19 protein-coding genes are annotated in these 21,884 nt (G+C 63.1%); 11 read left to right on the top strand and 8 right to left on the bottom strand.

The window, feature by feature from the left end; translation table 11 throughout:
- Positions 1-94 precede the first annotated feature (94 nt).
- From IB265_RS28355 to IB265_RS28345, 3 genes are all read left to right on the top strand, one after another.
- The gene (locus IB265_RS28355) at positions 95-511 is read left to right on the top strand and encodes a DUF2000 domain-containing protein (RefSeq protein ID WP_113132570.1); all 417 of its coding nucleotides are present in this window, start codon (positions 95-97) and stop codon (positions 509-511) included.
- A 310-nt stretch (positions 512-821) separates the two neighbouring features.
- Complete coding sequence (locus IB265_RS28350; protein WP_113132569.1) at positions 822-2,000, top strand: MFS transporter; 1,179 nt, start codon at positions 822-824, stop codon at positions 1,998-2,000.
- A gap of 350 nt (positions 2,001-2,350) precedes the next feature.
- A complete protein-coding gene (locus IB265_RS28345) occupies positions 2,351-2,644 on the top strand; it encodes a hypothetical protein (RefSeq protein ID WP_057255307.1) in 294 nt (97 codons plus the stop codon).
- Positions 2,645-2,751: 107 nt separating this feature from the next.
- Here the strand turns inward: IB265_RS28345 and IB265_RS28340 are convergent, their stop codons facing one another.
- Positions 2,752-3,450 carry an aspartate/glutamate racemase family protein gene (locus IB265_RS28340; protein WP_057255306.1) on the bottom strand — a complete coding sequence of 233 codons (699 nt, stop codon included), beginning with the start codon at positions 3,448-3,450 and terminating at the stop codon, positions 2,752-2,754.
- Between the two features lie 262 nt (positions 3,451-3,712).
- Here IB265_RS28340 and IB265_RS28335 point away from each other — a divergent pair, with 262 nt between their 5' ends.
- The 5 genes from IB265_RS28335 (at position 3,713) to IB265_RS28315 (ending at position 8,923) form a co-directional block, all read left to right on the top strand.
- Positions 3,713-5,242, top strand: coding sequence for an ABC transporter substrate-binding protein (locus IB265_RS28335; RefSeq protein ID WP_057255305.1), 1,530 nt, complete (start codon positions 3,713-3,715; stop codon positions 5,240-5,242).
- A gap of 117 nt (positions 5,243-5,359) precedes the next feature.
- Positions 5,360-6,301 (top strand): ABC transporter permease, encoded by a 942-nt coding sequence (locus IB265_RS28330; protein ID WP_057255304.1) that lies wholly within the window; start codon positions 5,360-5,362, stop codon positions 6,299-6,301.
- Positions 6,301-7,170, top strand: a complete 870-nt coding sequence (locus tag IB265_RS28325) for an ABC transporter permease (RefSeq protein ID WP_057255303.1) — start codon at positions 6,301-6,303, stop codon at positions 7,168-7,170. Before IB265_RS28330 ends, IB265_RS28325 begins: the two co-directional genes overlap by 1 nt.
- Before the next feature lie 3 nt (positions 7,171-7,173).
- On the top strand, positions 7,174-8,385 hold the full coding sequence (locus tag IB265_RS28320; RefSeq protein WP_057255302.1) for an amidohydrolase/deacetylase family metallohydrolase: 1,212 nt from the start codon (positions 7,174-7,176) through the stop codon (positions 8,383-8,385).
- Between the two features lie 46 nt (positions 8,386-8,431).
- A complete protein-coding gene (locus IB265_RS28315; RefSeq protein ID WP_244495747.1) occupies positions 8,432-8,923 on the top strand; it encodes a RidA family protein in 492 nt (163 codons plus the stop codon).
- A gap of 15 nt (positions 8,924-8,938) precedes the next feature.
- On the opposite strand, the gene IB265_RS28310 is transcribed toward IB265_RS28315, so the two are convergent.
- Positions 8,939-9,745: an IclR family transcriptional regulator gene (locus IB265_RS28310; protein ID WP_057255544.1), complete on the bottom strand. Its 807-nt coding sequence runs from the start codon at positions 9,743-9,745 to the stop codon at positions 8,939-8,941.
- A 217-nt stretch (positions 9,746-9,962) separates the two neighbouring features.
- Here IB265_RS28310 and IB265_RS28305 point away from each other — a divergent pair, with 217 nt between their 5' ends.
- Together IB265_RS28305 and IB265_RS28300 are read left to right on the top strand one after the other, a co-directional pair.
- On the top strand, positions 9,963-11,162 hold the full coding sequence (locus IB265_RS28305) for an aminotransferase class V-fold PLP-dependent enzyme (RefSeq protein WP_057255300.1): 1,200 nt from the start codon (positions 9,963-9,965) through the stop codon (positions 11,160-11,162).
- A 49-nt stretch (positions 11,163-11,211) separates the two neighbouring features.
- Complete coding sequence (locus IB265_RS28300; RefSeq protein WP_057255299.1) at positions 11,212-13,047, top strand: ABC transporter ATP-binding protein; 1,836 nt, start codon at positions 11,212-11,214, stop codon at positions 13,045-13,047.
- A gap of 92 nt (positions 13,048-13,139) precedes the next feature.
- Here IB265_RS28300 and IB265_RS28295 read toward each other — a convergent pair whose 3' ends face one another.
- A complete protein-coding gene (locus tag IB265_RS28295; RefSeq protein WP_057255298.1) occupies positions 13,140-13,616 on the bottom strand; it encodes an Lrp/AsnC family transcriptional regulator in 477 nt (158 codons plus the stop codon).
- A gap of 144 nt (positions 13,617-13,760) precedes the next feature.
- On the opposite strand from IB265_RS28295, the gene IB265_RS28290 reads away from it, so the two are divergent.
- A complete protein-coding gene (locus IB265_RS28290) occupies positions 13,761-14,780 on the top strand; it encodes a 1-aminocyclopropane-1-carboxylate deaminase (protein ID WP_112996467.1) in 1,020 nt (339 codons plus the stop codon).
- 118 nt (positions 14,781-14,898) lie between these two features.
- On the opposite strand, the gene IB265_RS28285 is transcribed toward IB265_RS28290, so the two are convergent.
- Genes IB265_RS28285 through IB265_RS28265 form a run of 5 tightly spaced genes read right to left on the bottom strand, consistent with a single transcriptional unit; the run spans position 14,899 to position 21,829 of the window.
- Entirely contained in the window at positions 14,899-15,744 is an 846-nt protein-coding gene (locus IB265_RS28285) for a sugar phosphate isomerase/epimerase (RefSeq protein ID WP_112996468.1), read from the bottom strand.
- On the bottom strand, positions 15,741-17,051 hold the full coding sequence (locus IB265_RS28280; RefSeq protein WP_112996469.1) for a DUF6005 family protein: 1,311 nt from the start codon (positions 17,049-17,051) through the stop codon (positions 15,741-15,743). Before IB265_RS28280 ends, IB265_RS28285 begins: the two co-directional genes overlap by 4 nt.
- Positions 17,048-18,328, bottom strand: a complete 1,281-nt coding sequence (locus IB265_RS28275) for an AMP-binding protein (RefSeq protein ID WP_112996470.1) — start codon at positions 18,326-18,328, stop codon at positions 17,048-17,050. The genes IB265_RS28280 and IB265_RS28275 overlap by 4 nt, the downstream gene beginning before the upstream one ends.
- Positions 18,325-20,061 carry an IucA/IucC family siderophore biosynthesis protein gene (locus tag IB265_RS28270; RefSeq protein WP_112996471.1) on the bottom strand — a complete coding sequence of 579 codons (1,737 nt, stop codon included), beginning with the start codon at positions 20,059-20,061 and terminating at the stop codon, positions 18,325-18,327. Before IB265_RS28270 ends, IB265_RS28275 begins: the two co-directional genes overlap by 4 nt.
- A complete protein-coding gene (locus tag IB265_RS28265) occupies positions 20,045-21,829 on the bottom strand; it encodes an IucA/IucC family siderophore biosynthesis protein (RefSeq protein WP_112996530.1) in 1,785 nt (594 codons plus the stop codon). The genes IB265_RS28270 and IB265_RS28265 overlap by 17 nt, the downstream gene beginning before the upstream one ends.
- Positions 21,830-21,884 lie beyond the last annotated feature (55 nt).

Here is a 21,884-nt window from a genome sequence, read left to right as displayed (position 1 = left end):
CCCCATATTCGTAAATCTCCGCAACATCCGAAAGAACTTACCTCAAGGCCCGGTCTATTCTCCCCGTCGAGAAACAGAGAAGGAATAAACCACCGTGCTTCAGGACATCCGCCTCGCCATTATCGTCAATCCGGAGCTGCCGCCGGGTCATCTCGCCAACACCATCGCGGCGATTTCCATCGGCATCGGCGCGGCCATGCCCGTTCTCGGCAATCAGCACCTTACCGACAGCAATCAAAATACGATCGACATCAGTTCCAACCGACCCATCCCGATCCTGCAGGCCGACAGCAGGACGATCGGCGCGTTGCTCCTGAAGGCGCTGCCGAAAGAGGAAGACCGCATCATCGTGCCGTTTCCGGCTTTTGCGCGCTCTCTGCACAGCTATGCGGACTATGAAACGCAATTCCCCGAGCGTGATCTCTCGGAGGAAACGATCGACGGCATTGGACTGGCCAGTGCCACCAAGTGGGTCAAATCGCTGACGGGATCCCTGAAATTGCTGCGATGAAGCGAAAGTCCCGCAACGGCGCGGGAGGCGTTAGACCCCGCCTCCTTGCCCGGCGTGTACATTTTTTTCATCGCGACCAGACCAATGGCGGAATTGGTGGCGACACATCCGCAACACTTCCCGCCCATTCGACCGAAAAGACATAGCTTTCCGGCTTGGCAACTTTTTCTAGCCTTGACGGCCCCTGTCGTGCGCGACAAGCTCTGAAAACGATTTTCAGAATATCAGAATTGCTTCATAGACCACATCACCCCGGCCGCCGCTGCCGTGGTTGATCGTGCGATGCGATACCTGTTGGGGACCAATGCGCATGACCAATCAACGGCTCATCATGCCGATCTTCTTCCTTCAGCCGATCGCCTTCGGCGCTTGGCTGCCGCGCATCCCCGATGTGCAGCAGAAGCTCGGCCTTGGACCGGCCGAACTGGCGATCGCGCTTCTCGGCATGCCCGTCGGCATTTTGCTGACGCTGCCTTTCGCCGGACGTTTCGTCGCCTGGATCGGCGGCCGCGCCACGATCCTCTATGGCTTCGTCGTTTTCCTGGCGCTGGTCTGGCTGCCGACATGGGCCTCGAGCATCGAAGTGCTCTTCGTCGCTCTTGCCATCGTCGGTGTGGCGCTGGCAACCCTCGAGCTCGGCCTCAACGTCGAGGCAGATGCGATCGAGAAGCACTCCGGACAGTTGATCATGAGCACCTGTCACGGCTTCTGGAGTCTCGGCATCATGACCGGCAGCCTGATCGGCGTCGGCTTCGCCGCGCTCCACGTCGCGCCGGAATGGGCAGTGCCGCTGGCGGCCGCGGTCATGCTGCCGATCAGCGTCTTTTTCGCCAGAAAGCTGCCGCTCCTCCAAACCGGCGAGGCCGCGGCTGCAGAGGCGGCGCCGTCCAGGGGGCGGCTACCGAGCTTTGCGCTTCTCGGCGTCTGCTTCTTCGTCTTCGGCATCACCATGACCGAGGGCGCTGTGGCAGACTGGTCGGCCGTTTTCCTGCGCGATGTCTTCGGGCTCTCCAGCGCCAGCGCCGGCTTCGGCTATTCGATCTTCGCCTTCATGGTGGCAGCCGGCCGTTTTGCCGGTGACCGGCTGAAGGCGAGTTACGGTCCGGTGGCGGTTGCGCGCGCCTGTGGCATCGCCAGCATTGCCGGGTTGTTTCTGGTCGTTGCAAGCCCCGCCGCCTGGGCAGCGCTGTTCGGCTTTGCCGCCATGGGCTTCGGGGTCTCCGTCGGCTTCCCGCTCGCCGTCACGGCGGCCGCCGACCAGAAGGACCGACCGGCCGCAGCCAGCGTCGCCATCCTGTCCTTCATCGCTCTGCTCGGCTTCCTGCTCGGACCACCACTTATCGGCCTGATCGCCGAGCACAGCGACATGCGCTTCGGTCTCGGCGTGCTCGTACCCTTCCTCGCCGTCAGCCTGCTTTTGACCGGCCGTTTGAAGCCGGCCGCTCGCGTGAGCGCGCAGGACGCCCAGCAAGCCGTGGGCCGCGCGTAACAGCCAAGGCAATCCCTCAAGGCGCGGGCTTCTGCCGTCGGTTCGCACCTTGATCGACTTTCTCGCCCGGGAATGCGCTGCCGATCGCCTGACGGTCGACGAGAGTCTGGCATAACCGACGAACACCACCCATATGAGCGTCTCGAAGGCACCTCTTCACTTTCGATCCGCCGACCCATGCGCAGGGCGCATAGTAGCCATTCCTTGCATCCCGCGCCGCTATTCACGATCTTAATGATGAAGCCGCGTTCGACGCCGGCTCCCTTCAGCACTCCATCCCAGTCGTAGACTTTTCCCCCGGCCCCCGGCCGGCGCGGCCAATTCCGGCTTGAACAATAGGGAAGGTAATCATGCAGACTTCTGCCAAGACGCTTGACGCCAAGACACTGGACAAGATGACGCTCCACGAGCGCTCGGACATGATGGCGCTCGTCGCAGACGCACTCGAAGCAACGGCCGAGAAGGCCTACGAGATCGGCGATGACCGGTTTGCAGAGAATTCGATCAGCCTCGCCAACATCATCATCAGCTGTGCTGACGACCTGGTCGTTGGCGATCTGCCGGCGGCCGAACTTCTGTTGCAGCAAGGTATCGCGTTGATCAGCCTGTTTCAGGGCGAGCCCCGAGAGTTCACCTTGCACTAAAGCTCACGACCACGGCCGGCGACCAGCCGGCCGTTGCCACTTTGCACCGGTCGATGATGACTATCCTCGACCGGCCGCGGCGGCTGCTCAGCGGGCCATTAGGCGTCTCACGCGCCTTCGAGCGCGAGGTCGACCGCAGCCAGCGCATGAATTTCAGTCGTATCGAACACCGGAACCGGGCTGTCGGCCTGCGAAATCAACAGCATGATCTCGGTGCAGCCCATGATGATCGCCTCGGCCCCCGCATCGACCAGGCGCGCGATGACGGCGCGATAGGCGTCGCGCGAGCTGTCCTTGACGATGCCGGCGACGAGTTCTCGATAGATGATCTCGTGCACCTTGGCGCGGTCGTCCGCCTCCGGCACCAGAACATCGAGACCGAAGGTGTCCTTCAGCCTGCCCTTGTAGAAATCCTGCTCCATCGTGAAGGCGGTTCCAAGCAGACCGACCTTGCTCAGGCCCGCGGCCTTGATCTTCTGCGCCGTCGGGTCAGCGATATGGAGCAGCGGAATGGAAACGGCCGCCGAAACGTCGGCTGCCATCTTGTGCATCGTGTTGGTGCAGATCATCAGGAAATCGGCGCCGCCAGCTTCCAGGCGCCGCGCCGCCGCAATCATCTCCTCCGTCAGCGCCGGCCAGTCGCCATGATGCTGAAGCCGTTCGATTTCGCCGAAATCCATCGACCACATCAGCGATTTTGCCGAATGCACGCCACCCAGGCGGCCGCGAACCGTCTCGTTGATGATGCGGTAGTACTCGGCCGAGCTCTCCCAGCTCATGCCGCCAATCAGGCCGATGACCTTCACTTTGCGCGCTCCATTTTCGAACCGGACTCTGAGCTAACAAATCGCGAGCCATCGCGATAGCTCCAGCGACCGGCGCAGAACGCAATTGCGGGGCTCAACGCCGGTCTCCGCCGAGCGCCTTTCCCGCCCCCATCAACGGACTTTTCCGCAAAGCTGCGTGACGTGACGACGACGATCGGTTGACATTTCCGGTTTCGTGGACTTTTATATTCCAAAATAAAGAACGACATAGCATAACTATGGAATATGAGGAGGAACAAATATGAAATCGACCAAACTTGCATTGCTTATCGGAACCGCGCTCGTGGCATCGGCAACCCTTGCCTTTGCACAGGAAAAGGGCGGCGTCATCAACGTCGCGACGGTCGGGGAGCCCCCGACGCTCGACCCGATGGCATCGACCGCCGACCTCGTCGGCATCATCTCGCAGCACATCTTCGAGACGCTCTACACCTTCGACAAGGACTGGAAGCCAACGCCGTTGCTTGCTGCCAGCCTGCCCGAGATCAGCGCCGACGGCAAAACCTACACGATCAAGCTGCGCGCGAACGTCAAGTTCCATGATGGCAGCGATCTCGACAGCAAGGACGTCGTCGCCTCGCTCGAGCGCTGGACGAAGGTCGCCTCGCGCGGCAAGCAGACGGCAACCACGATTGCCGGCATCGAGGCGGTCGACCCGCTGACGGTCAAGATCTCGCTCAACACCCCTTACGCACCGCTCGTCTCGCTGCTCGCCTTCAACAACTCCGCGGCGATCGTGCTTCCCTCGGAAAAGCAGGCCGAGCCGATGACCGATTTCGTCGGCACCGGCCCCTACCAGTTGAAGGAGCGCAAGGCGGACCAGTATATCCAGCTGACCCGCTACGATGCCTACACGTCGCCGGAAGGCGAGGCCAATGGCTATGGCGGCGCCCGCCACCAGTATGCCGACGAAATCCGTTTCGTGCCGGTTCCGGACCCGAACACCCGCGTCGAGGCGGCCGTCTCCGGCCAGTATGATTATGTCGACTCCCTGCCGGTCGAATCCTTCGATCGCGTGAAGGGTTCGAGCGCCTCCGATCCCGTCATGCTCCAGCCGTTCGGCTGGCCGGTCTTCGTCTTGAACTCCGGCAACGGCATGACCAAGAACCTCGATCTGCGCAAGGCGATCCGCGCCTCGCTCAGCATGGAAGATATGATGGCCGCCGCCTTCGGCAGCACCGACTTCTATGCGCTCCATGCAGCACTTTATCCGTCGCAATTCACCTGGCGGACGGATGCCGGCACCGAAGGCGCCTACAACATCGCCGACCCGGAAAAGGCTGGCGAACTCTTGAAGGCCGCCGGCTACAAGGGTGAACCGCTGCGCATCCTGACGAGCCGCCAGTACGAGTTCCACTACAAGATGGCGCAGGTCGCCGCCGAGTATCTGAAGCTCGCCGGCTTCACGGTCGATCTGCAGGTGGTCGATTGGGCGACACTGACGCAGCGCCGCGCCGACCCAACGCTCTGGGACATCTACATCACCCACAGCCCCTTCCTACCGGAACCGGCGCTGATCGGCATGATGTCAACCAAGGCGCCCGGCAACTGGGATACCCCGGCGCGCGCCAAGGCGGTCGATGCCTTCAACGCCGAATCCGATCCGGCCAAGCGCGTAGCACTCTGGGCCGACGTGCAGAAGGTGATCTTCGAAGAAGTGCCTTTCATCAAGATCGGCGACTTCAACGCGCTCTCGGCAAAGTCGAAGACGCTTGAAGGCGTGTCCCCGGCGCCATGGCCGTATTTCTGGAACGCTTCGATCAAGAAGTAAGCTCCCACCCTCCCAGGGACTTCGGCGGGCGCCCGGCTACAAGCCTGGCGCCCGCCGGAAGGGCGCGCCGTTGCCCGCTCCGGCGGTTGCGGCGCACAGGAAAGGTTCGAGGCCACCATGTTACGCTACATCTTCCAGCGGCTGATGGGCATGATCGTCGTCATGGCGATCGTCGTCACAATCGTTTTCGTCATCGTCCGCGTGACACCGGGCGATCCGGCCGCCGTGATGCTCGGTCCGGAAGCGACCCAGGAGGACATTGCGGCGCTGCGCACCCGGCTCGGCCTCGACCAGTCGCTCGGCCTGCAATATGTCTATTATATCGGCCAGTTGCTGCGGGGCGACCTCGGGCAGTCGATCTTCCTCAATCAGCCGGTGACCTCAGCGCTGGCCGAACGCGCCGAGCCGACCTTCTTCCTGACGCTGTTCTCGATCGTGATCGCCTGCGCCATCGCGCTGCCGATCGGCATCTACGCCGCCTATAAGCGCGGCTCCTTCGTCGACCAGGCGGCAACCACGCTTGCGATGCTCGCCGCCAGCATACCGAGCTTCTGGCTCGGCCTGATTCTCATCCAGGTGTTTGCGGTGCGCTTTGGCTGGTTCCCGGTTTCCGGCTATGGCGGGCCTGGCTCCTCCTTTACCGAGCGCATGTATCACCTGACCTTGCCGGCGATCGCGCTCGGCGTCGTTTCCTCCGCGCTGATCCTGCGCTTCACCCGCGCTTCGATGCTCGATGTGCTCGGCGACGATTTCATCCGCACCGCCCGAGCCAAAGGGCTTGGCGAGCGCAAGGTGGTGATGAAACATGCTCTCAAGAACGCGTTGATCCCGATCCTCACCATTATCGGCCTGACCGCCGCCGTGCTGATTTCCGGCGCCGTCGTCACCGAGACGGTCTTCGGCCTGCCGGGTGTCGGCAACCTCGTCGTCTCCGCCGTGCTTCGCCGCGACTATCCGGTGATCCAGGGGGCCTTGCTGGTGATCGCCGCCCTCTACGTGCTGATCAATTTCGCGATCGACATGCTCTATCTCCTCGTTGATCCAAGGGTACGCTACTGATGACCGTCACCGTATCAGTCCCCGCCGAGAGCGAGGGCCGCAAGTTCGTCCGCCGCCTGCTGAAGCGCAAGACGGTGGCCTTCGGCCTGATCGTGCTGACCGTCTTCGTGCTGCTCGCCGTCTTCGCGCCGCTCATCGCGCCCTATGCGCCCGGCAAGCTGTCGATCGTCAACCGGCTGCAGCCGCCGAGCCTGCAATGGTTCTTCGGCACCGACGAATTCGGCCGCGACGTCTTCTCCCGCACTATCTATGCCGGCCGGCTGTCGCTCCTCGTCGGTGCTGCCGTCGTCACGCTCGCGACCGTGATCGGCGTCGTGCTCGGGTTGCTCGCCGGTTTCTTCCCGAAGCTCGACACGCCGATCGCCCGCGTCATCGACGCGATGATGGCCTTCCCGGACATCCTCCTTGCGATTGCGCTTGTCGCCGCGCTTGGGCCATCGCTGACCACCGTCATCATTGCGCTCAGCATCGTCTATGCACCGAGGCTCGCCCGCGTGGTGCGCGCCTCGACGCTGGTGATCCGCGAGCTTCCTTACGTCGAGGCGGCGCGCGCGCTCGGCATCTCGACGCCGCACATCATGACGCGGCATGTGCTGCGCAATCTTCTGTCTCCGGTGCTGGTGCAGGGCACCTTCCTCTTTGCCCATGCCATGCTGGCCGAGGCCGGCCTCTCCTTCCTCGGCGTCGGCGTCAGCCCGGAAATTCCCACCTGGGGCACCATGATCGCCTCGGGTCGCCAATATATCGGTCAGGCCGACTGGGTGACGCTCTTCCCCGGCATCGCCATCGTGCTTTCGGTGCTGTCGCTGCAGATGGTCGGAGACGGCCTGCGCGACATGCTTGACCCCCGCCTCAGAAAGGATCTGTAAGTCATGACGAACGCAACCAAGGACGCCGGTCCGGTCCTGATCCGGCAGGTGAAACCCGTCGCCTTCGGCGTGGACGCGCCGGCCGAAACGATCGATATACTCGTCGATGGCAGAGGCCGCATCTCGGCCCTCGGCCCGAACCTGGACGCATCCGGCAGCGTGCGTCGCGTCGAGGGTCACGGCGCCTGGATCTCGCCCGGCTGGATCGACCTGCACGCCCATGTCTGGCATGGCGGCACCGACATCTCCGTGCGCCCGCAGCTTTGCGGCATGGAGCGCGGCGTCACCACCATCGTCGATGCGGGTTCCGCCGGCGAAGCCAATTTCCACGGCTTTCGCGAATACATCATCGAGCCGTCGCGCGAGCGCATCAAGGCGTTTCTCAATCTCGGCTCGATCGGCCTTGTCGCCTGCAACCGCGTCAGTGAACTCTCCGACATCCGCTCGATCGACATCGACCGCATCATCGCCTGCTACCAGGAAAACCGCGAGCACATCGTCGGGCTGAAGGTTCGTGCCAGCCATATGATCACCGGGTCCTGGGGCGTGACGCCGGTCAAGCTCGGTAAGAAGATCGCCAAGATCCTGAAGGTCCCCATGATGGTGCATGTCGGCGAACCCCCGGCGCTCTATGACGAGGTGCTGGAGATCCTCGGCCCCGGCGACATCGTCACCCACTGCTTCAACGGCAAGGCCGGCTCCAGCATCATCGAGGACGAGGACCTGTTCGAGCTTGCAGAACGTTGCGCCGGCGAAGGCATCCGCCTCGACATCGGCCATGGCGGCGCCTCCTTCTCCTTCCGCGTCGCGGAAGTCGCGATCGCCCGCGGACTGCTGCCCTTCTCAATCTCCACCGACGTACATCTGCGCAGCATGAACCAGTCCGTCTGGGATCTCGGCACCACCATGTCGAAGCTGCTCAGCGTCGGCATGCCCTTTGAAAAGGTGGTCGAGGCCGTGACCCAGGCGCCGGCCTCGGTGATCCGCCTGCCGATGGACAATCTCCTGAGCGTCGGCGCCCGCGCCGAGTTCACCCTCTTCGACCTCGTCGACTCGGAACTGCGGGTCTTCGATTCCCTTGGGGCGGAGGCGCACCTCAACCGCCTCTTCGAGCCACGCTACGCGGTCATGGGCGCTGAGGTGGTCGCGGCCAACCGCTACCAGCCGCCGCATATCGAGTGCCCCGATCACAGCCATGGCTTCGGCTACCGCTGACTCGAGACGACAGAATACAGAAATGACAGGACATCGCGTGAACAGTCTGGATCAGAAAAAAGACAGCCCTGCCGCCGTCTCGCCCTATCAACGGCTTCAGGCCCTCGGCATCAACCTGCCGCCGGCGCCGCCGCCGATCGCCAATTTCGTGACGCATGTGCGCGAAGGCAATATCCTCTACCTCTCAGGCCAGGGCCCGCGTGAAGTCGATGGCCATCTGCACGCCGGCAAGGTGGGCGCCGATGTCGATATCGACAGCGCCTATGATCACGCCCGGCTGACCGGCATCAACCTGCTTGCCGTCATGCACGATGCACTGGGCGACCTCGGGCGGGTCAAGCGCATCGTCAAGATCCTCGGCATGGTCAATGCCGTTCCGGATTTCGCCGAGCACCCGCGCGTCATCAACGGCTGCTCGGACCTGATGATGGATGTCTTCGGCGAGGCCGGCAGCCATGCGCGCTCGGCGGTGGGTTTCGGGTCGCTACCCGGCAACATCACCGTCGAGATCGAAGCGATCGTCGCTCTGCACGATTAACGACGGGAGGTTGGATCAATGGCTGCGCCAGCCCATCATCTTCTCGATCCGCTCGGCGGATACCCTGACGTGATCGGCGTAGAACGCCCGGTCGTCGACGATCTTCTGCTCGGGCAGAACGATGGAGATCGTCGCGGCGCAATTGCCCTTGTCGTCGAGAATGGGAGCGGCGACGCAGGCGACCGCGTAATCGGATTCGCCGGCCTGGATAGACAGCCTTGCTGCAAGCGCGCTGCCGGCCTGATCGGAAAGTGCCGCCGGATCGATGTCGGCGCGGCCGGTCGGCGAGGTGCGGGCGCAGCGGCGGAAGAGCTCGAGCCTTTCGTCGGCCGGCAGATGGCCGACGAGCAGGCGACCGGATGCCGTCCAGTTGAGCGGCACACGGGTACCGACGCGCGAGGTCACCTGGAAATGGCCGGGACCGTCGGCCATGGCGAGCACCTGCATGTAGTCGCCGTCGCGACCGCAAAGCTGGATCGTTTCGGACACTTCCCGACCAAGGTCATGCATCTCGCGGGTGGCAACGCCGAGGAAATCGAGCGAACGGGCATAGGCGAGGCCATAATGATAGAGCCGGTCGCCAAGCCAGACGAGCCCATCGGCATCGCGGCTGAGCAGGTTCTTCTCGACCATGTCGTCGACAATCACATAGGCCGTCGACAGCGGCGCGCCGACTGCCTTGGCAATCGCGTAGACGCCGCTCGGGGAACCCGTCTCGTAAAGGAAATCGAGCACCTGCAAGGCGCGGTCCATACCGCTCACGCGCGAACGGCGCGGCTTGCCGGTCGTTTCTATGTCCTCGTTCGGCTCGACGCCGGTCATCGTCTTGTCCACTGCTCAACTCCTGCGCGGCTCGAATTGCGCACTGCCGGGAAAGTGTCGGGTCCCGCTGCTGCCGCGCCCTCGATGGCGGCCGCGACAGATGGCGGAAGGCCTCACCCATACTTCATTACTATGGTAGATATTCCGCGAAAACGGAATAGTCTATCCGTTTCGCCTGCCAGAAAATCGCCTGCCAAAAAATCACATGGAGACCACTATGCCTGACCGTGACATTCGCGAAGCTCTCGGACTTCGTCCCGTTATCAACGTCTCCGGCACGATGACCGGGCTCGGCGCATCGATCGTGGTCCCGGAAGCGATCGCCGCGATGACAGGCATACTGCCGCAATTCGTCGAGATCAACGACCTGCAGCGCAAGGTGAGCCCCGTGATCGCGCGGCTGACGGGTGCCGAAGCCGGCTTCGTCACGGCGTCCTGCTCCGCCGGCATCAGCCTTGCCGTCTCGGGAACCATGACCGGCAGCGACCTTGCCGCGATCGAGCGCCTGCCCGACACCAGCGGCCTCAAGAACGAGGTCGTCATCCAAATGGGCCATGTGGTGAGCTACGGCGCGCCCGTCGACCAGGCAATCCGCATCGCCGGCGCCAAGCCGGTGCTGGTCGGCCAGGCGACATCGGCCTATCGCTACCATCTGGAGGGCGCGATCAACGAGCGTACGGCCTGCGCCGTCTACGTCGTCTCGCACCATGTGGTGCAATACGGCCTCCTGGGGCTCAAGGAATTTGCCGAGGTCTGCCATTCGAAGGGGGTGCCGGTCATCGTCGACGCGGCCTCGGAATATGATCTGCGCATCTTCCTCGATGAGGGCGCCGACATCGTGCTCTATTCCGGCCACAAGTTCCTGGGTGGCCCGACTTCGGGCATCGTCGCCGGAAAAAAGGACCTGGTGCGCAACACCTTCCTGCAGAACCTCGGCATCGGCCGCGGCATGAAGGTCGGCAAGGAAAGCATGCTGGGCGTGATGGCGGCACTCGAAGCCTGGGAAAAGCGCGACCACGCCGGCATCCGTGAGCGTGAAACCGGTTACCTGAACCTCTGGCACGAGACGCTGAGCGGCCGCCCCGGCATCAAGCCGGTGGTCGAGGCCGATCCGACCAACAACCCGCTCGACCGCCTGCGCGTCAACATCGACCCGCAGGAAGCCCACATCACCGCCTGGGATCTCGCCGACGCGCTCGCCCGCGGCACACCGCCGATCATCGTGCGGGACCACGAGGCCGAGCACAATTACTTCTATCTCGACCCGTGCAACCTGCACCCCGGCCAGGAGAAGGTGGTCGCAAGCCGCCTTGCCGAGGAACTCGACAAGGCGCGCGCCTCGAACGAGATCATCGCCACCTCGCTCAGCGAGCGCAACGCCCGGCGCTTCGCCGGCCTGCTGCGCTGGCCCGACTGACCGGACACCGAAAACGACAAGACGCATAGCAACAGGCGGAGGAGCCGACATGACCGACACCGCAATCGCAGAGGCCCGCTCGACGACGCCTGTTCTTTCCGTCGAGAACCTGACGACTTCGTTCCTGGTCGATGGCGCATGGAAGCCCGTCGTGCGCGACATCTCCTTCCAGGTGGCGCCGGGAGAGACCGTCGCGATTGTCGGCGAATCCGGTTCGGGCAAGAGCGTCACCTCGCTCTCGATCATGCGGCTCTTGCAGAAGGAAACGAGCCGCGTCGAGGGCCGGGTGATGATGGGCGGCCGCAACATCCTCGACCTGCCCGAATCCGAGATGCGTCATGTGCGCGGGAACGACGTCGCGATGATCTTCCAAGAGCCGATGACCAGCCTCAATCCGCTGTTCACCATCGGCGACCAGATCTCCGAAGCCCTGCTTTGCCACAGCCCGATGTCGAAGGCGGAGGCGAGAGCAGAAACCATTCGCCTTCTGGAAAAGGTCCGTATCCCTTCGGCCGCCTCGCGCTTCGACGAGTATCCGCATCGCTTCTCCGGCGGCATGCGCCAGCGCGTGATGATCGCCATGGCGCTTGCAAGCCGTCCGAAGCTCCTGATCGCCGACGAGCCGACGACGGCGCTCGACGTCACCATCCAGGGCCAGATCCTCGACCTGATCAAAGTGCTGCAGGAGGAGGAAGGCACCTCGGTGCTGTTCATCACCCACGACATGGGCGTCGTCGCCGAGATCGCCGATCGCACCGTGGTGATGTTCCGCGGTGACGCGGTCGAGACCGGCAAGACGGAAGACATCTTCCTCAGGGCGAAACATCCCTATACCCGCGCGCTTCTTTCGGCAGTGCCGATGCTCGGGGCGATGAAGGGCGAGCCCCAGCCTATGCGCTTTCCGGTCATCGATGCGGCAACCGGTCTTCCGGGTACCGTGGCTGAAGCGACCGACACGGTTCAATCCGACCGCAAGCCGATCCTTGAGGTGAAGAACCTCGTCAAGCGCTTCGACATCCATGCGGGCCTGCTCGGCAAGCTCAAGGGCCGCGTGCACGCGATCGAAGACGTCTCGTTCAGCCTGCAGCCGGGCGAGACGCTGTCGCTCGTCGGCGAATCCGGCTGCGGCAAATCGACGACCGGCCGCGCGATCATGCGGCTGATCGAACCGGAAAGCGGCTCGGTGATGCTTGACGGAAAGGACGTGCTGGCGATGGACCGCAAGAGCTTGCGCGAAATGCGCCGCACCATGCAGATGATCTTCCAGGATCCCTTCGCGAGCCTCAATCCGCGCATGACGGTGGGGGCGGCCATTGCCGAGCCCTATCTCGAACACAAGCTCGGCACGCCACGCCAGGCCCGCGAGAGGATTGCCGACCTGCTCGAACGCGTCGGCCTGCAACCCGACATGGCGGCGCGCTACCCGCATGAATTCTCCGGCGGCCAGCGCCAGCGCGTCTGCATCGCGCGCGCCTTGGCGCTCGACCCGAAGGTGATCGTCGCCGACGAATCCGTTTCCGCACTCGACGTCTCGATCAAGGCGCAGGTCATCAACCTGCTGCTCGACCTGCAGGCGAGCCTCGGCCTCGCCTACCTGTTCATCTCGCACGACATGGCGGTCGTCGAGCGCGTCAGCCACCGTGTGGCGGTCATGCATCTCGGCGAAATCGTCGAGATCGGTTCACGCGCACAGGTGTTCGAAAACCCGCAGCACCCCTATACCGGGAAGCTGATCGCCGCCGTCCCGATCGCCGACCCGACCCGCCGCCACACGCGCCGTGGCGTTGCGAGCGACGAGCTCAAAAGCCCCTTGCGCGCGCCCGACTACGTTCCGGTCGAGCGGCGCTATCAACAGGTCGCCGAGGACCATTTCGTCCAGGTCTAGGCGGACTGCGTCAAGCCGGCCGCATCCTTCTCGATCGAGACAGGTGAGCCGCGCGCACCTTCCTGCGCGGGCGGCCAACCGTATGACGGCCGTCAGAACGGCAGCCGCGCGTTCTCCTTGACTTCCTTCATCACGAAGAACGTCCGGGTCTGGCGCACTCCGGGCAAGGCGATCAGCTTCAGGCCGTGCAGTTTGTTGAAATCGGCCATGTCGCGGACGCGGATCTTCAGGAGATAGTCGAAATCGCCGGCGACCAGGTTGCAGTCGAGCACTTCCTTCATCTCCATCACCGCGCCTTCGAAGGCCGCAAAACTTTCGGGCGTCGAACGGTCGAGCACCACGCCGACCATCACCAAAGCGCCGAGACCGACGGCAGCGGGTGCGATTTCCGCCCGAACGCCGGTAATGTAACCCTCGTCGAACAGCCTTTGCGTCCGCCGGTGGCAGGTGGCCGGACTGACATTCACCCGCTCGGCCAGGTCAGCATTTGTCAGCCGGCCCTCTGATTGCAGGGCGCGCAGGATCTTGATGTCGATCCTGTCGAAATCTTCGTTGGAAGAATCTTTCATTTCTGAGCCACAATCTTGAAGAACAACGAAATCGTTTGAGAACTCTATCTCATCTGCAAAAAACCAGAACAGGAAATTAGAGAGCACCTTTCACGCATCTTCCCCTATCCTTTGCCTACAATTTCCACACGGAGGCCTGGATCAATGTCACTGCTCGAAAAGTTCGAACGCTACCCGCTCACCTTCGGCCCGACGCCGATCGAGCATCTGCCGCGGCTGACGGCAGCACTTGGCGGAAAAGTCGAGATCTATGCCAAGCGCGAAGACTGCAATTCCGGTCTTGCCATGGGCGGCAACAAACTCCGGAAACTCGAATACATCGTTCCGGATGCGATCGCCTCCGGCGCTGACACCCTGGTCTCGATCGGCGGCGTGCAGTCGAACCACACCCGCATGGTCGCTGCGACCGCAGCGAAGATCGGCATGAAATGCGTGGTGATCCAGGAAAAATGGGTGCCGCACTATGATGCTGTTTATGATCGTGTCGGCAACATCCTGATGACGCGGCTGATGGGGGCGGACAGCCGGCTGGTCGATGACGGCTTCGACATCGGCATCCGCAAGAGCTGGGAGGACGCGATCCAGTCGGTGAAGGATGCGGGCGGCAAACCCTATCCGATTCCGGCCGGCGCCTCGGTGCACAAATATGGCGCGCTCGGCTATGTCGGTTTTGCCGAAGAGGTCGCGGAACAGGAGAAGGAACTCGGCTTCACCTTCGATTACATCGTCGTCTGCGTGGTCACCGGTTCGACCCAGGGCGGCATGATCGTCGGTTTTGCGGCGCAGGACCGGGCCGAGCGGGTGATCGGCATCGACGCATCGGGCACGCTCGAGCAAACCCGCGCCCAGGTCCGCAACATCGTCGATTCCACAGCCGAATTGGTCGGGCTCAACCGGGCGATCCGCGAAAACGAGATCGTCATCAATCCCGATTACGCCTACCCCGCCTATGGCGTACCATCCGAGGAAACGAACGCGGCGATCCGGCTTGCGGCCCGCACCGAAGCGATGATCACCGATCCGGTCTATGAGGGTAAATCCATGCAGGGGCTGATCGATCTCACCCGCAAGGGCTTCTTCCCCGAAGGATCCCGCGTCCTCTACGCTCATCTTGGCGGCGCGCCGGCGCTCAACGGCTACAGCTACTACTACAAGGACGGCTGACACAGCCGACTTTCGCCCTTCTCCATCGAACACCGCGCTGTTCGATTAAAGCGCGGTGTTCTACTCACTTTCGTGCCGGACTGCCGAGTCCGCCGCGAAGGCTTTTCTGCACACGTTCCTAGACGTTTGCCGTCAGCAACGGGCGCTCGCCGCCTTCGATCGCCTGGCGCACCTGCCTGCGGTCGCGCCTTAGGGTGTCCAGGCAATCATTGCCGAACCACTCTAGCGACGCATCGGCCAGCGGATCGCCGGAAATCTCCCGGAGGAATCGATCGTAGTCGACGGTTCCCTCGAACAAGGGTGTCATGCCGCGCCTGTTGCCGGCGGCGGCATAGACATTGGCCGGTTCGAAGACGGTGAGATCCGCCCGGCTAACGATGTTCTTCAGGTGGTAGTGGCGGATGTGCGGCTTCATGGCCCGATGGACCGCAACCGGATCGTCACCGCCCTCCCAGACATGCAGCGTGTCGAAATTAACTGCGAAATGGGAATGGTCGACCTCTTCGATCAGTTGCATGGTCGAGGCCGCCGTGTCGGCCAGTGTCTTCGGGTGCGTCTCGACAAGCAGCTGAATGCCGTAGCTGGCGGTGATCTCGCAGATCTCCTTCAGCCGAGCGACGATCCGTTGCCGCTCGTCCGCCCCGACGGCCAGACTGCCGCGGCTTCCGGCGAAGGTGCGGATCTTGCGGGTGCGCCAACGGCGGGCAAGCCTGCAAAGCTCCACCGTCTTGTGCCGCAACGCTTCGGTATCGCCATCAAGCGGCAAGTAGTCGCTGATCATCGGCACGGACAGGCCGTAGCCGTCGAGCCACTCGGCGTTGCGGTCCACCCGTGGCGCCAGGTTGCGTGCATGCGCGCCCCAGAGTTCGATGCCCTGGAAATCGTTCGCCTCGGCCCAGGTGGCGATCTCGTCGAGCGAGATGAGGTGATGCCGGAAGGTGATGGTGCAGAGCGAAACTCTCATCGCGCGACCCTCTTCAATGGGGGAACTTCTGCGGGTAGGACGAGGGCGGACCAGAGATCGAAGACCTCGGCGAGCTTTGCCTTAAGCTTCGTCTCCAACCGGTCCGCTTCGTCGAGGCGCTCGAAGACTGCTCCGGCCAGGGCGCGATTTCCCGTCTGGGCCAGCTTCATGCAGGCGTAGTGCAGGGTCTTCAGCGCCTGAACCAGCGCCTCGATTTCCTCGCACCATTTCTCGAATTCCGCCGCCGGTAGCTTCAGTGCCCGCCAGTAGAAGGCAAAGCCGTGCTCATAGGCATATTTGCGGATAGTGATGACGGGCAGTTCGCGCACCGCGGCACCAAGATTCGAGAGCGTGAGCCCGTCTCGTTCGTCGAGGTGCGCGGTGACGATTTCGCGGACGGCATCGACAAGCGGGTTCCGGTCACGAATGAAGCACGCTTCGAAATAGGCTTTCAGGTCTTCCGCGTGTGGCGCGCGCGCTTCGGCATTATCGAAGACATAGCCGCCGCCGACTGTCGGCTGCATGATCGCGTGAATGACCTTTTCCTTGGCGATCTCGCCTTCCCAGCGATAGTCGGGGTCGTGCACGAACCAGGTCTCGGGATCGGCGGTCTCCTGCAGCATGAGATAGTGCGGAAACGGGTTCTGATTAAACTTGTTCTCGCGCTCCGGCAGATGGAACATGTCGAGCATGACCATGACCGAGCCGGTTTCGCTGCGCTGTTTGAGAAGACCGAGGAGCACTGCAAGGTTGTCGAGCTTGGTGCGCGCCGGATCGTACCATTCGACGACGGAGACACCGTAGAGCCGCTCGAACCAGCCGCGGAAGAACTCCTGGGTAATGTCGGGTGCGTGATAGAGAAGCTCGAAGCGTTCGCTGACAGCAAACTTCGCGTCCCAGACGCCGAAATAGAACGGCCGCTGGTCCAGCCCGTTTCGCTTCAATCCATCGGAAACGCAGCTGACGAAGCAATGAACCTTGATGTCGTAGTAGGCCTCGCCATGAACGCCCTCGTCGGTCGTCCCGCCCGTGAGCGGAAAGGCCGGTACGACGGTAGCCGTCGTTTTCAGCAGATAGAGCAAGACGAGATCGCCGACCGTCTCGATCTCCTGTTTCGCGATCGCCTCCTCTGGCACCGATAGCCCGTATTCAAGTTCGAGATTGAGGAAGATCTCCAGGATCAGGACGGAATCGAGATAGAGGTCTTCGTTGAGGCGGGCATCCGGGCCGAACCCCTCCATGTGCCCATGTGCCATTTTTTCGGTGAGGACAGTCTCGATTGCCGCCAGGATTTCGTTCTCGCTCATGATGCAGCTCCCGCCATTGGCCTGTTGAACTCCCCTGCCAGATGGCGCGCCGCCACGTCCCGCCGGCTGATCTTGCCGTTCGCCTGACGCGGAACCGCATCGACCTGCAGGATCTCCATCGGCAACTGGTGGCCGGCGAGCTGGCGGCTGCACCATTCGCGCACGGCCTGCGGCGCCACCGGTACATCGGCGCTGAAGAGCAGCGCCACGCGCTCCCCGGCAAAACGGTCGTTCTTGCGGAAGGCGACCGCATCGGTGATCGCGGGCATGGCCATGACCGCATCCTCCACGTCCTTCGGGTAGACGTTGAGGCCGGAAACATTGATCATGTCGTCCAGACGGGAGACGAAGACCAGCATGCCGTTGGCGCGGCGGTAGCCGAGATCACGCGTGTGGATCGGCGCGCCATCGCCATTCCTGACGACAATCTCTCCGGCGTCTTCGAAACTGCTGCCCGTTTCCGGGGAAAGATGCGGCAGCACGAAGCCCATGTCGCCAGCGGCGGCGACATCCGGATTGATGGCGATGCAGCCGGATTCGGAGCAGCCATATTGCTGGAACATGAACCGGCTTTTGGCGCGGATATCGGCAAACCACGGATCGGGGAGCAGGGTGCCGGACGTCATCGTCGCGTGGATCTGTTCGCCCTGGGGCAGAAGCCGCGCAAGCGTGTGCAGGATCGCCGGCGACGAATAGAGCAACGGCCGCTCCGTTTCGCGCAGCACCTTCAGCAGATATTTCGGGTTCCCGGTGTTGACGATCACGGGCGTCTGGCCGCGCTTCAGCGCCACCAGAATGCCGCAGATCAGCCCGTAGGAATGGGTGGTCGGGCAGGCGATGACCGGCGTCATGCCCTCCGGCTGGCGGAACGTGCGAACATAGCTTTCGATTTCGGCGTCGACTTCCGCCCAGCTTCGCGCCACGCATTTCGGCGCGCCTGTCGTCCCGGAACTCATCTGCAACAGCGTGCCCTGCGGCGACCCCAGCTCGGGCTTCTGGAGAACTTCGGCTGTCAGGCTGTTATAGAGCAGCCGGTCGCAACCGGCGCCGATCGCGAGCTTGCGTGCGCCCGGATAGGGCGTTCCGGGATGGATCGGCAGCACGCTTGCACCCGCCTTGCGGATGGCGAAAAACAGCGCCAGCCAGTCGACGGTTTCCGGAAAGCAGACGGCGTAGCGGCCGGTGTCACGGTCGGAGAGGCCGATCTCGGCGGCCAATCGTGCCGATGTTTCGCTGAAATAGGACTCGTCGTAGAGCCTGTCATCGATGCGGATCATGACTTTCTCCTTCGTTGAAGCGCTTTCGCGGCCAAGCTGTTCGGCACCGTGTGGTGGTATTCGGGCTTGAGCGCGAGGAGCTTCCTCGTCATCAGGGATTCGGTGAGAATGCGGGGTTGGCCACAGCCGAGCTGGCTCAGCCGCTCGGTCGCCCCATGCTCGCTCTCATAGGACGCAAGCACGGTTTGGACCCGCTGCCAGAAAAGCGTTTCCGGCAGATCGTAGCAGTGGTCGAGAAGATGGGAGATCTCGCTGAGATTGTAGACGAACAGCGTGTCCATCACCAATTCGCGCAGCGAATCCAGATTGTCCGTCCAGTAGAACTGGTCCGGCTCGGCATCACGGTAGACTGGGTTCAGTGCCAGGAAGTCCGGCGCCTTTTCCGGCTCGCGCAAAAAGCCCGGCGAGAACTCGATGCTCTCGTGGAAATCGCGCAGGATGAGCCTGACCGGCCAGCCGTCGCGATGAACGAGCAGCATATTCTGCCCGTGCGCCTCGACCGCCAGGCCATGATGGACGAGCAGATGCCAGACCGGAAGGATGGCGATCTCGGTCAACCGGTTGATCCACGGCATGAGGCCGAAACGGCGGATCCAGCCGTCGGCGAACGGGCGTCCGTCCGCCTCGATCATCATCAGGGCATTGAAGGGAATGGCAGCCTCGCCCGTTGCAAGGGTGGCTTCAGCGCTCTCGCGCCAGATCGCCGCCACTTGGCCCGCCAAAGGTCCGTCGCGACCGGCGATAATCCCGGCATATTCCTGCAGGATCGTGAGCGGATAGCATTCGCCAAAGGCCGGATCGCTCTCGACGATCCCGGCAATCCAGCGCGAGATCACCGGCGCCGTGCAGACCGAATGCGGCTCAAGCGTCCGCCGCGACGAGGTGTTGACGATGTTGAGCGGCAGCTTGATGCTTGCCGCAAGAGGCCTGTCCTGGTTCAGCAGCGAGCGCACCGACTGTGTTGCCGTGTAGCGGTCGCCGGCCGGCCCCAGATAATGGATGTCCCCCGATGCGATCCAACCGGCAAGCTCAGTTTCGCGCAGTTCGCGCCACTGCCAGGGGTGCAGCGGGACAAGCCCGAAATCTTCCGGCGAGACGCCGCGTTGCTGCTGCTTCGCGAGCAGCTCGGCCCACACCTCATGTCCGAGTTCCACGCGCCAGAAGGCACCCTCGCCGCCGGGCATTGCCTGGTGAAGATGTTTGCGTGCCACCAGCAGCCAGACGAGCTGGAATGCCCGGCCCGTTTCCGGTCCGTAGGCCGCATGGTCTGCGAAGGAAAAGCCCGTGCGCGCCTTGAAGCAGGGATGGTACGGATGCCCTTCATCAAGTGCGCCTTCCAGTTCGGCTAAGGACATCGTGCGCCGCGACCGCGCAGGGAGGTGACGTTCGTTCCACTGGCAGAAGGCGATCGTCTGCGTGAGCTCGTCGAGCAGCTTTCCGCGCGTCGGGCCGCTGCCCGGCAAGGCGGCAACCAGTTGCGCCAGCGGCGGCGCGACCCAGCTGTCCGCGCCTTCGCGCATCTCCACCGAACCCGGCATCAAGCGAAGCCGTCCAAAGGGGCCAATGGCGCCGCGGCACCGGAAATCCCGGCCGCCGAGCGACCAAGAAAAATCGACCGCATCCCCGTGGGCGTGCTCACTGGCATCGACGATGTCTTCGTATAGGAGGGCGGCGGCGAGCTGGCGAAGCACGCGTTCGTCCGGCCGTCCCTTGAGATCAAGAGGCAATGGCATGATCGGTCCTCGGCGCTGTCAGGACTGCCGGCGCCCGCAACGGGTTTGGCACGGGGCGATACAGCGTCGGCGCGTGATTGGATTGCAGCTCGTCTACGTCATAGAGGCGCGTCGTCAGATTGGCCTTGGAGGCGATCGTCGGCAGGTCGAGGACATGACGCGCGAATTCGCGTCCGGCTCCGGTCATGCGGGCGGCATAACCTTCGAGATGCAGGCGCAGTTCGCGCAAGAGCAGGCTCTCGTCACAGACGCCGTCATGGCCCATGCGACTGACGACCGAGAAGACCTGATTGACGATCAGGTAGTAGGCGAAGCGGTCGCGGATTTCGCTGTCGGCATAATAGAGTGAGGCGATCGTTTGCGTCTCGGGAACATGGCTGACGATCAGGCTGCGATAGCGTTCGGAGAGATAGAAGCCCTGATTGTCGCGATAATAGCTGGCAGAGGGATAACCGTTGGCGATGTCCAGCAGACTGTTCTGCTGGTGCGCCTCGAGCGCGATGCCATAGTCGTCATAAAGGCGGATCAAAGGCTCGACCGCGCAGTCGAGATAGTGGCGGAACCACAGCAGGGCCGCATCCGGCAGGCTTTCGCCCGTGCGCGCGGCGAGGGCTCGGACAAGGCGTTCCAGGCGCGAACCCTCGCCCGGGAGCGGATCGGCCGTCAGGGCGGCAACCGTCACGACGCCCCTGCCCTTTGCGCCCGAAAACGGGTTCTCCCGCAGGATGACTTCGAAGCCGCTTTCGCTCCGGCCGGGCAGGTCGAGCGTTATATAGGCGGGGTCCTGGATGATCCGGAAGTTGCGGGACCGCGCGGCAAACCCGATGCGATCGAGGAGCTTCGCCATGGCGACGCCCGCCTCGAGTTCCTGGCGCCGGTTCAGACGCACGGAATTGGTGATGCGGACGGGCAGGGAAAACTTGAGCATCCAGTCGGCATCGGCGTCATAGACTGTGCGTACCGATGAGGTCGCCGTAAAGGCAGGGCCGGCGGGGCCCAGGTGGCGCAACTGCCCCTTCTCGAGCATTGACCGGATGTCGGGATCAAGCAGCAGCGCTTCCGCCTGGAGCGGATGCATCGGCAGCAGGCATTCATCGTTACCGAGCGTGACGCCATCCGCATCCGGCCCCAACAGCGAACGGACAATTTCGTGGGCCGCCGTCGAACGGGCGGACGCCTGCCGCACACACTCAGCCTTGGCGGCAAAATAGTGCAGCTTGAACGTACCGCGCAGTTCCGGCGCGTAAGATTCCTGCTGCCAGTAGGTCATGCCCTGCCGGCTCTTCGGCGTCGGATGCTGCCAGTGACCAAAGACGAGCGACTGCTCCGCCTCGATGAAATGGCCGCCCTCTGCCGGCTCGGGCTCCGCCTTGTCGATATAGAGTGCGGTCTGCTGATAGCTTTCGAGGACCCGCATCAGCAGTTCGAGTTCGAAGCCGCGCAAGGCATCCGCCTGGTTTTCATCGCCCTGGCGGTAGCACTCGTGGATGAGGATGTGCAGCGCCGATATCAGTTCGATCTGGCGCCATGTCCCGTCGGAACCGCCCCTGCCCCAGACCCGGCCGAAATGATGCGGGCCGCAGAGGGACGGCGACATCACCTCGACGCGCAGGATCATGTGCTGCCTCGGGAGCGACCATTCCACACAGTCGAAAGCGCCGCCGACGGTTCGATGCATGACCCGGATACCCGGGTTCACTTCGCGTAGATAGCAGTTGGCGAAGCTTTGAAAGGTGGCGATTTCTGCGATTTGCCTAGACGATTGCATCCTGTCGATCCTCGGCACGCGACGCATAGCCGCGCAATGGCGTTGGACGTTTTCG

The organism is Ensifer sp. ENS10 (genome assembly GCF_014852025.1).
GTDB lineage: Bacteria > Pseudomonadota > Alphaproteobacteria > Rhizobiales > Rhizobiaceae > Ensifer.
This window is presented reverse-complemented; position numbering and strand designations above follow the sequence as displayed.

Excerpts from the sequence above, each read along its gene's own strand:
- IB265_RS28350 (WP_113132569.1), top strand. The coding sequence starts at position 822 with ATGACCAATCAACGGCTCATCATGCCGATCTTCTTCCTTCAGCCGATC.
- IB265_RS28300 (WP_057255299.1), top strand. The coding sequence starts at position 11,212 with ATGACCGACACCGCAATCGCAGAGGCCCGCTCGACGACGCCTGTTCTT.
- IB265_RS28310 (WP_057255544.1), bottom strand. The coding sequence starts at position 9,745 with ATGACCGGCGTCGAGCCGAACGAGGACATAGAAACGACCGGCAAGCCG.
- IB265_RS28305 (WP_057255300.1), top strand. The coding sequence starts at position 9,963 with ATGCCTGACCGTGACATTCGCGAAGCTCTCGGACTTCGTCCCGTTATC.
- IB265_RS28280 (WP_112996469.1), bottom strand. The coding sequence starts at position 17,051 with ATGAGCGAGAACGAAATCCTGGCGGCAATCGAGACTGTCCTCACCGAA.
- IB265_RS28325 (WP_057255303.1), top strand. The coding sequence starts at position 6,301 with ATGACCGTCACCGTATCAGTCCCCGCCGAGAGCGAGGGCCGCAAGTTC.
- IB265_RS28275 (WP_112996470.1), bottom strand. The coding sequence starts at position 18,328 with ATGATCCGCATCGATGACAGGCTCTACGACGAGTCCTATTTCAGCGAA.
- IB265_RS28265 (WP_112996530.1), bottom strand. The coding sequence starts at position 21,829 with ATGCAATCGTCTAGGCAAATCGCAGAAATCGCCACCTTTCAAAGCTTC.
- IB265_RS28335 (WP_057255305.1), top strand. The coding sequence starts at position 3,713 with ATGAAATCGACCAAACTTGCATTGCTTATCGGAACCGCGCTCGTGGCA.
- IB265_RS28320 (WP_057255302.1), top strand. The coding sequence starts at position 7,174 with ATGACGAACGCAACCAAGGACGCCGGTCCGGTCCTGATCCGGCAGGTG.
- IB265_RS28295 (WP_057255298.1), bottom strand. The coding sequence starts at position 13,616 with ATGAAAGATTCTTCCAACGAAGATTTCGACAGGATCGACATCAAGATC.
- IB265_RS28270 (WP_112996471.1), bottom strand. The coding sequence starts at position 20,061 with ATGCCATTGCCTCTTGATCTCAAGGGACGGCCGGACGAACGCGTGCTT.
- IB265_RS28330 (WP_057255304.1), top strand. The coding sequence starts at position 5,360 with ATGTTACGCTACATCTTCCAGCGGCTGATGGGCATGATCGTCGTCATG.
- IB265_RS28290 (WP_112996467.1), top strand. The coding sequence starts at position 13,761 with ATGTCACTGCTCGAAAAGTTCGAACGCTACCCGCTCACCTTCGGCCCG.
- IB265_RS28285 (WP_112996468.1), bottom strand. The coding sequence starts at position 15,744 with ATGAGAGTTTCGCTCTGCACCATCACCTTCCGGCATCACCTCATCTCG.
- IB265_RS28345 (WP_057255307.1), top strand. The coding sequence starts at position 2,351 with ATGCAGACTTCTGCCAAGACGCTTGACGCCAAGACACTGGACAAGATG.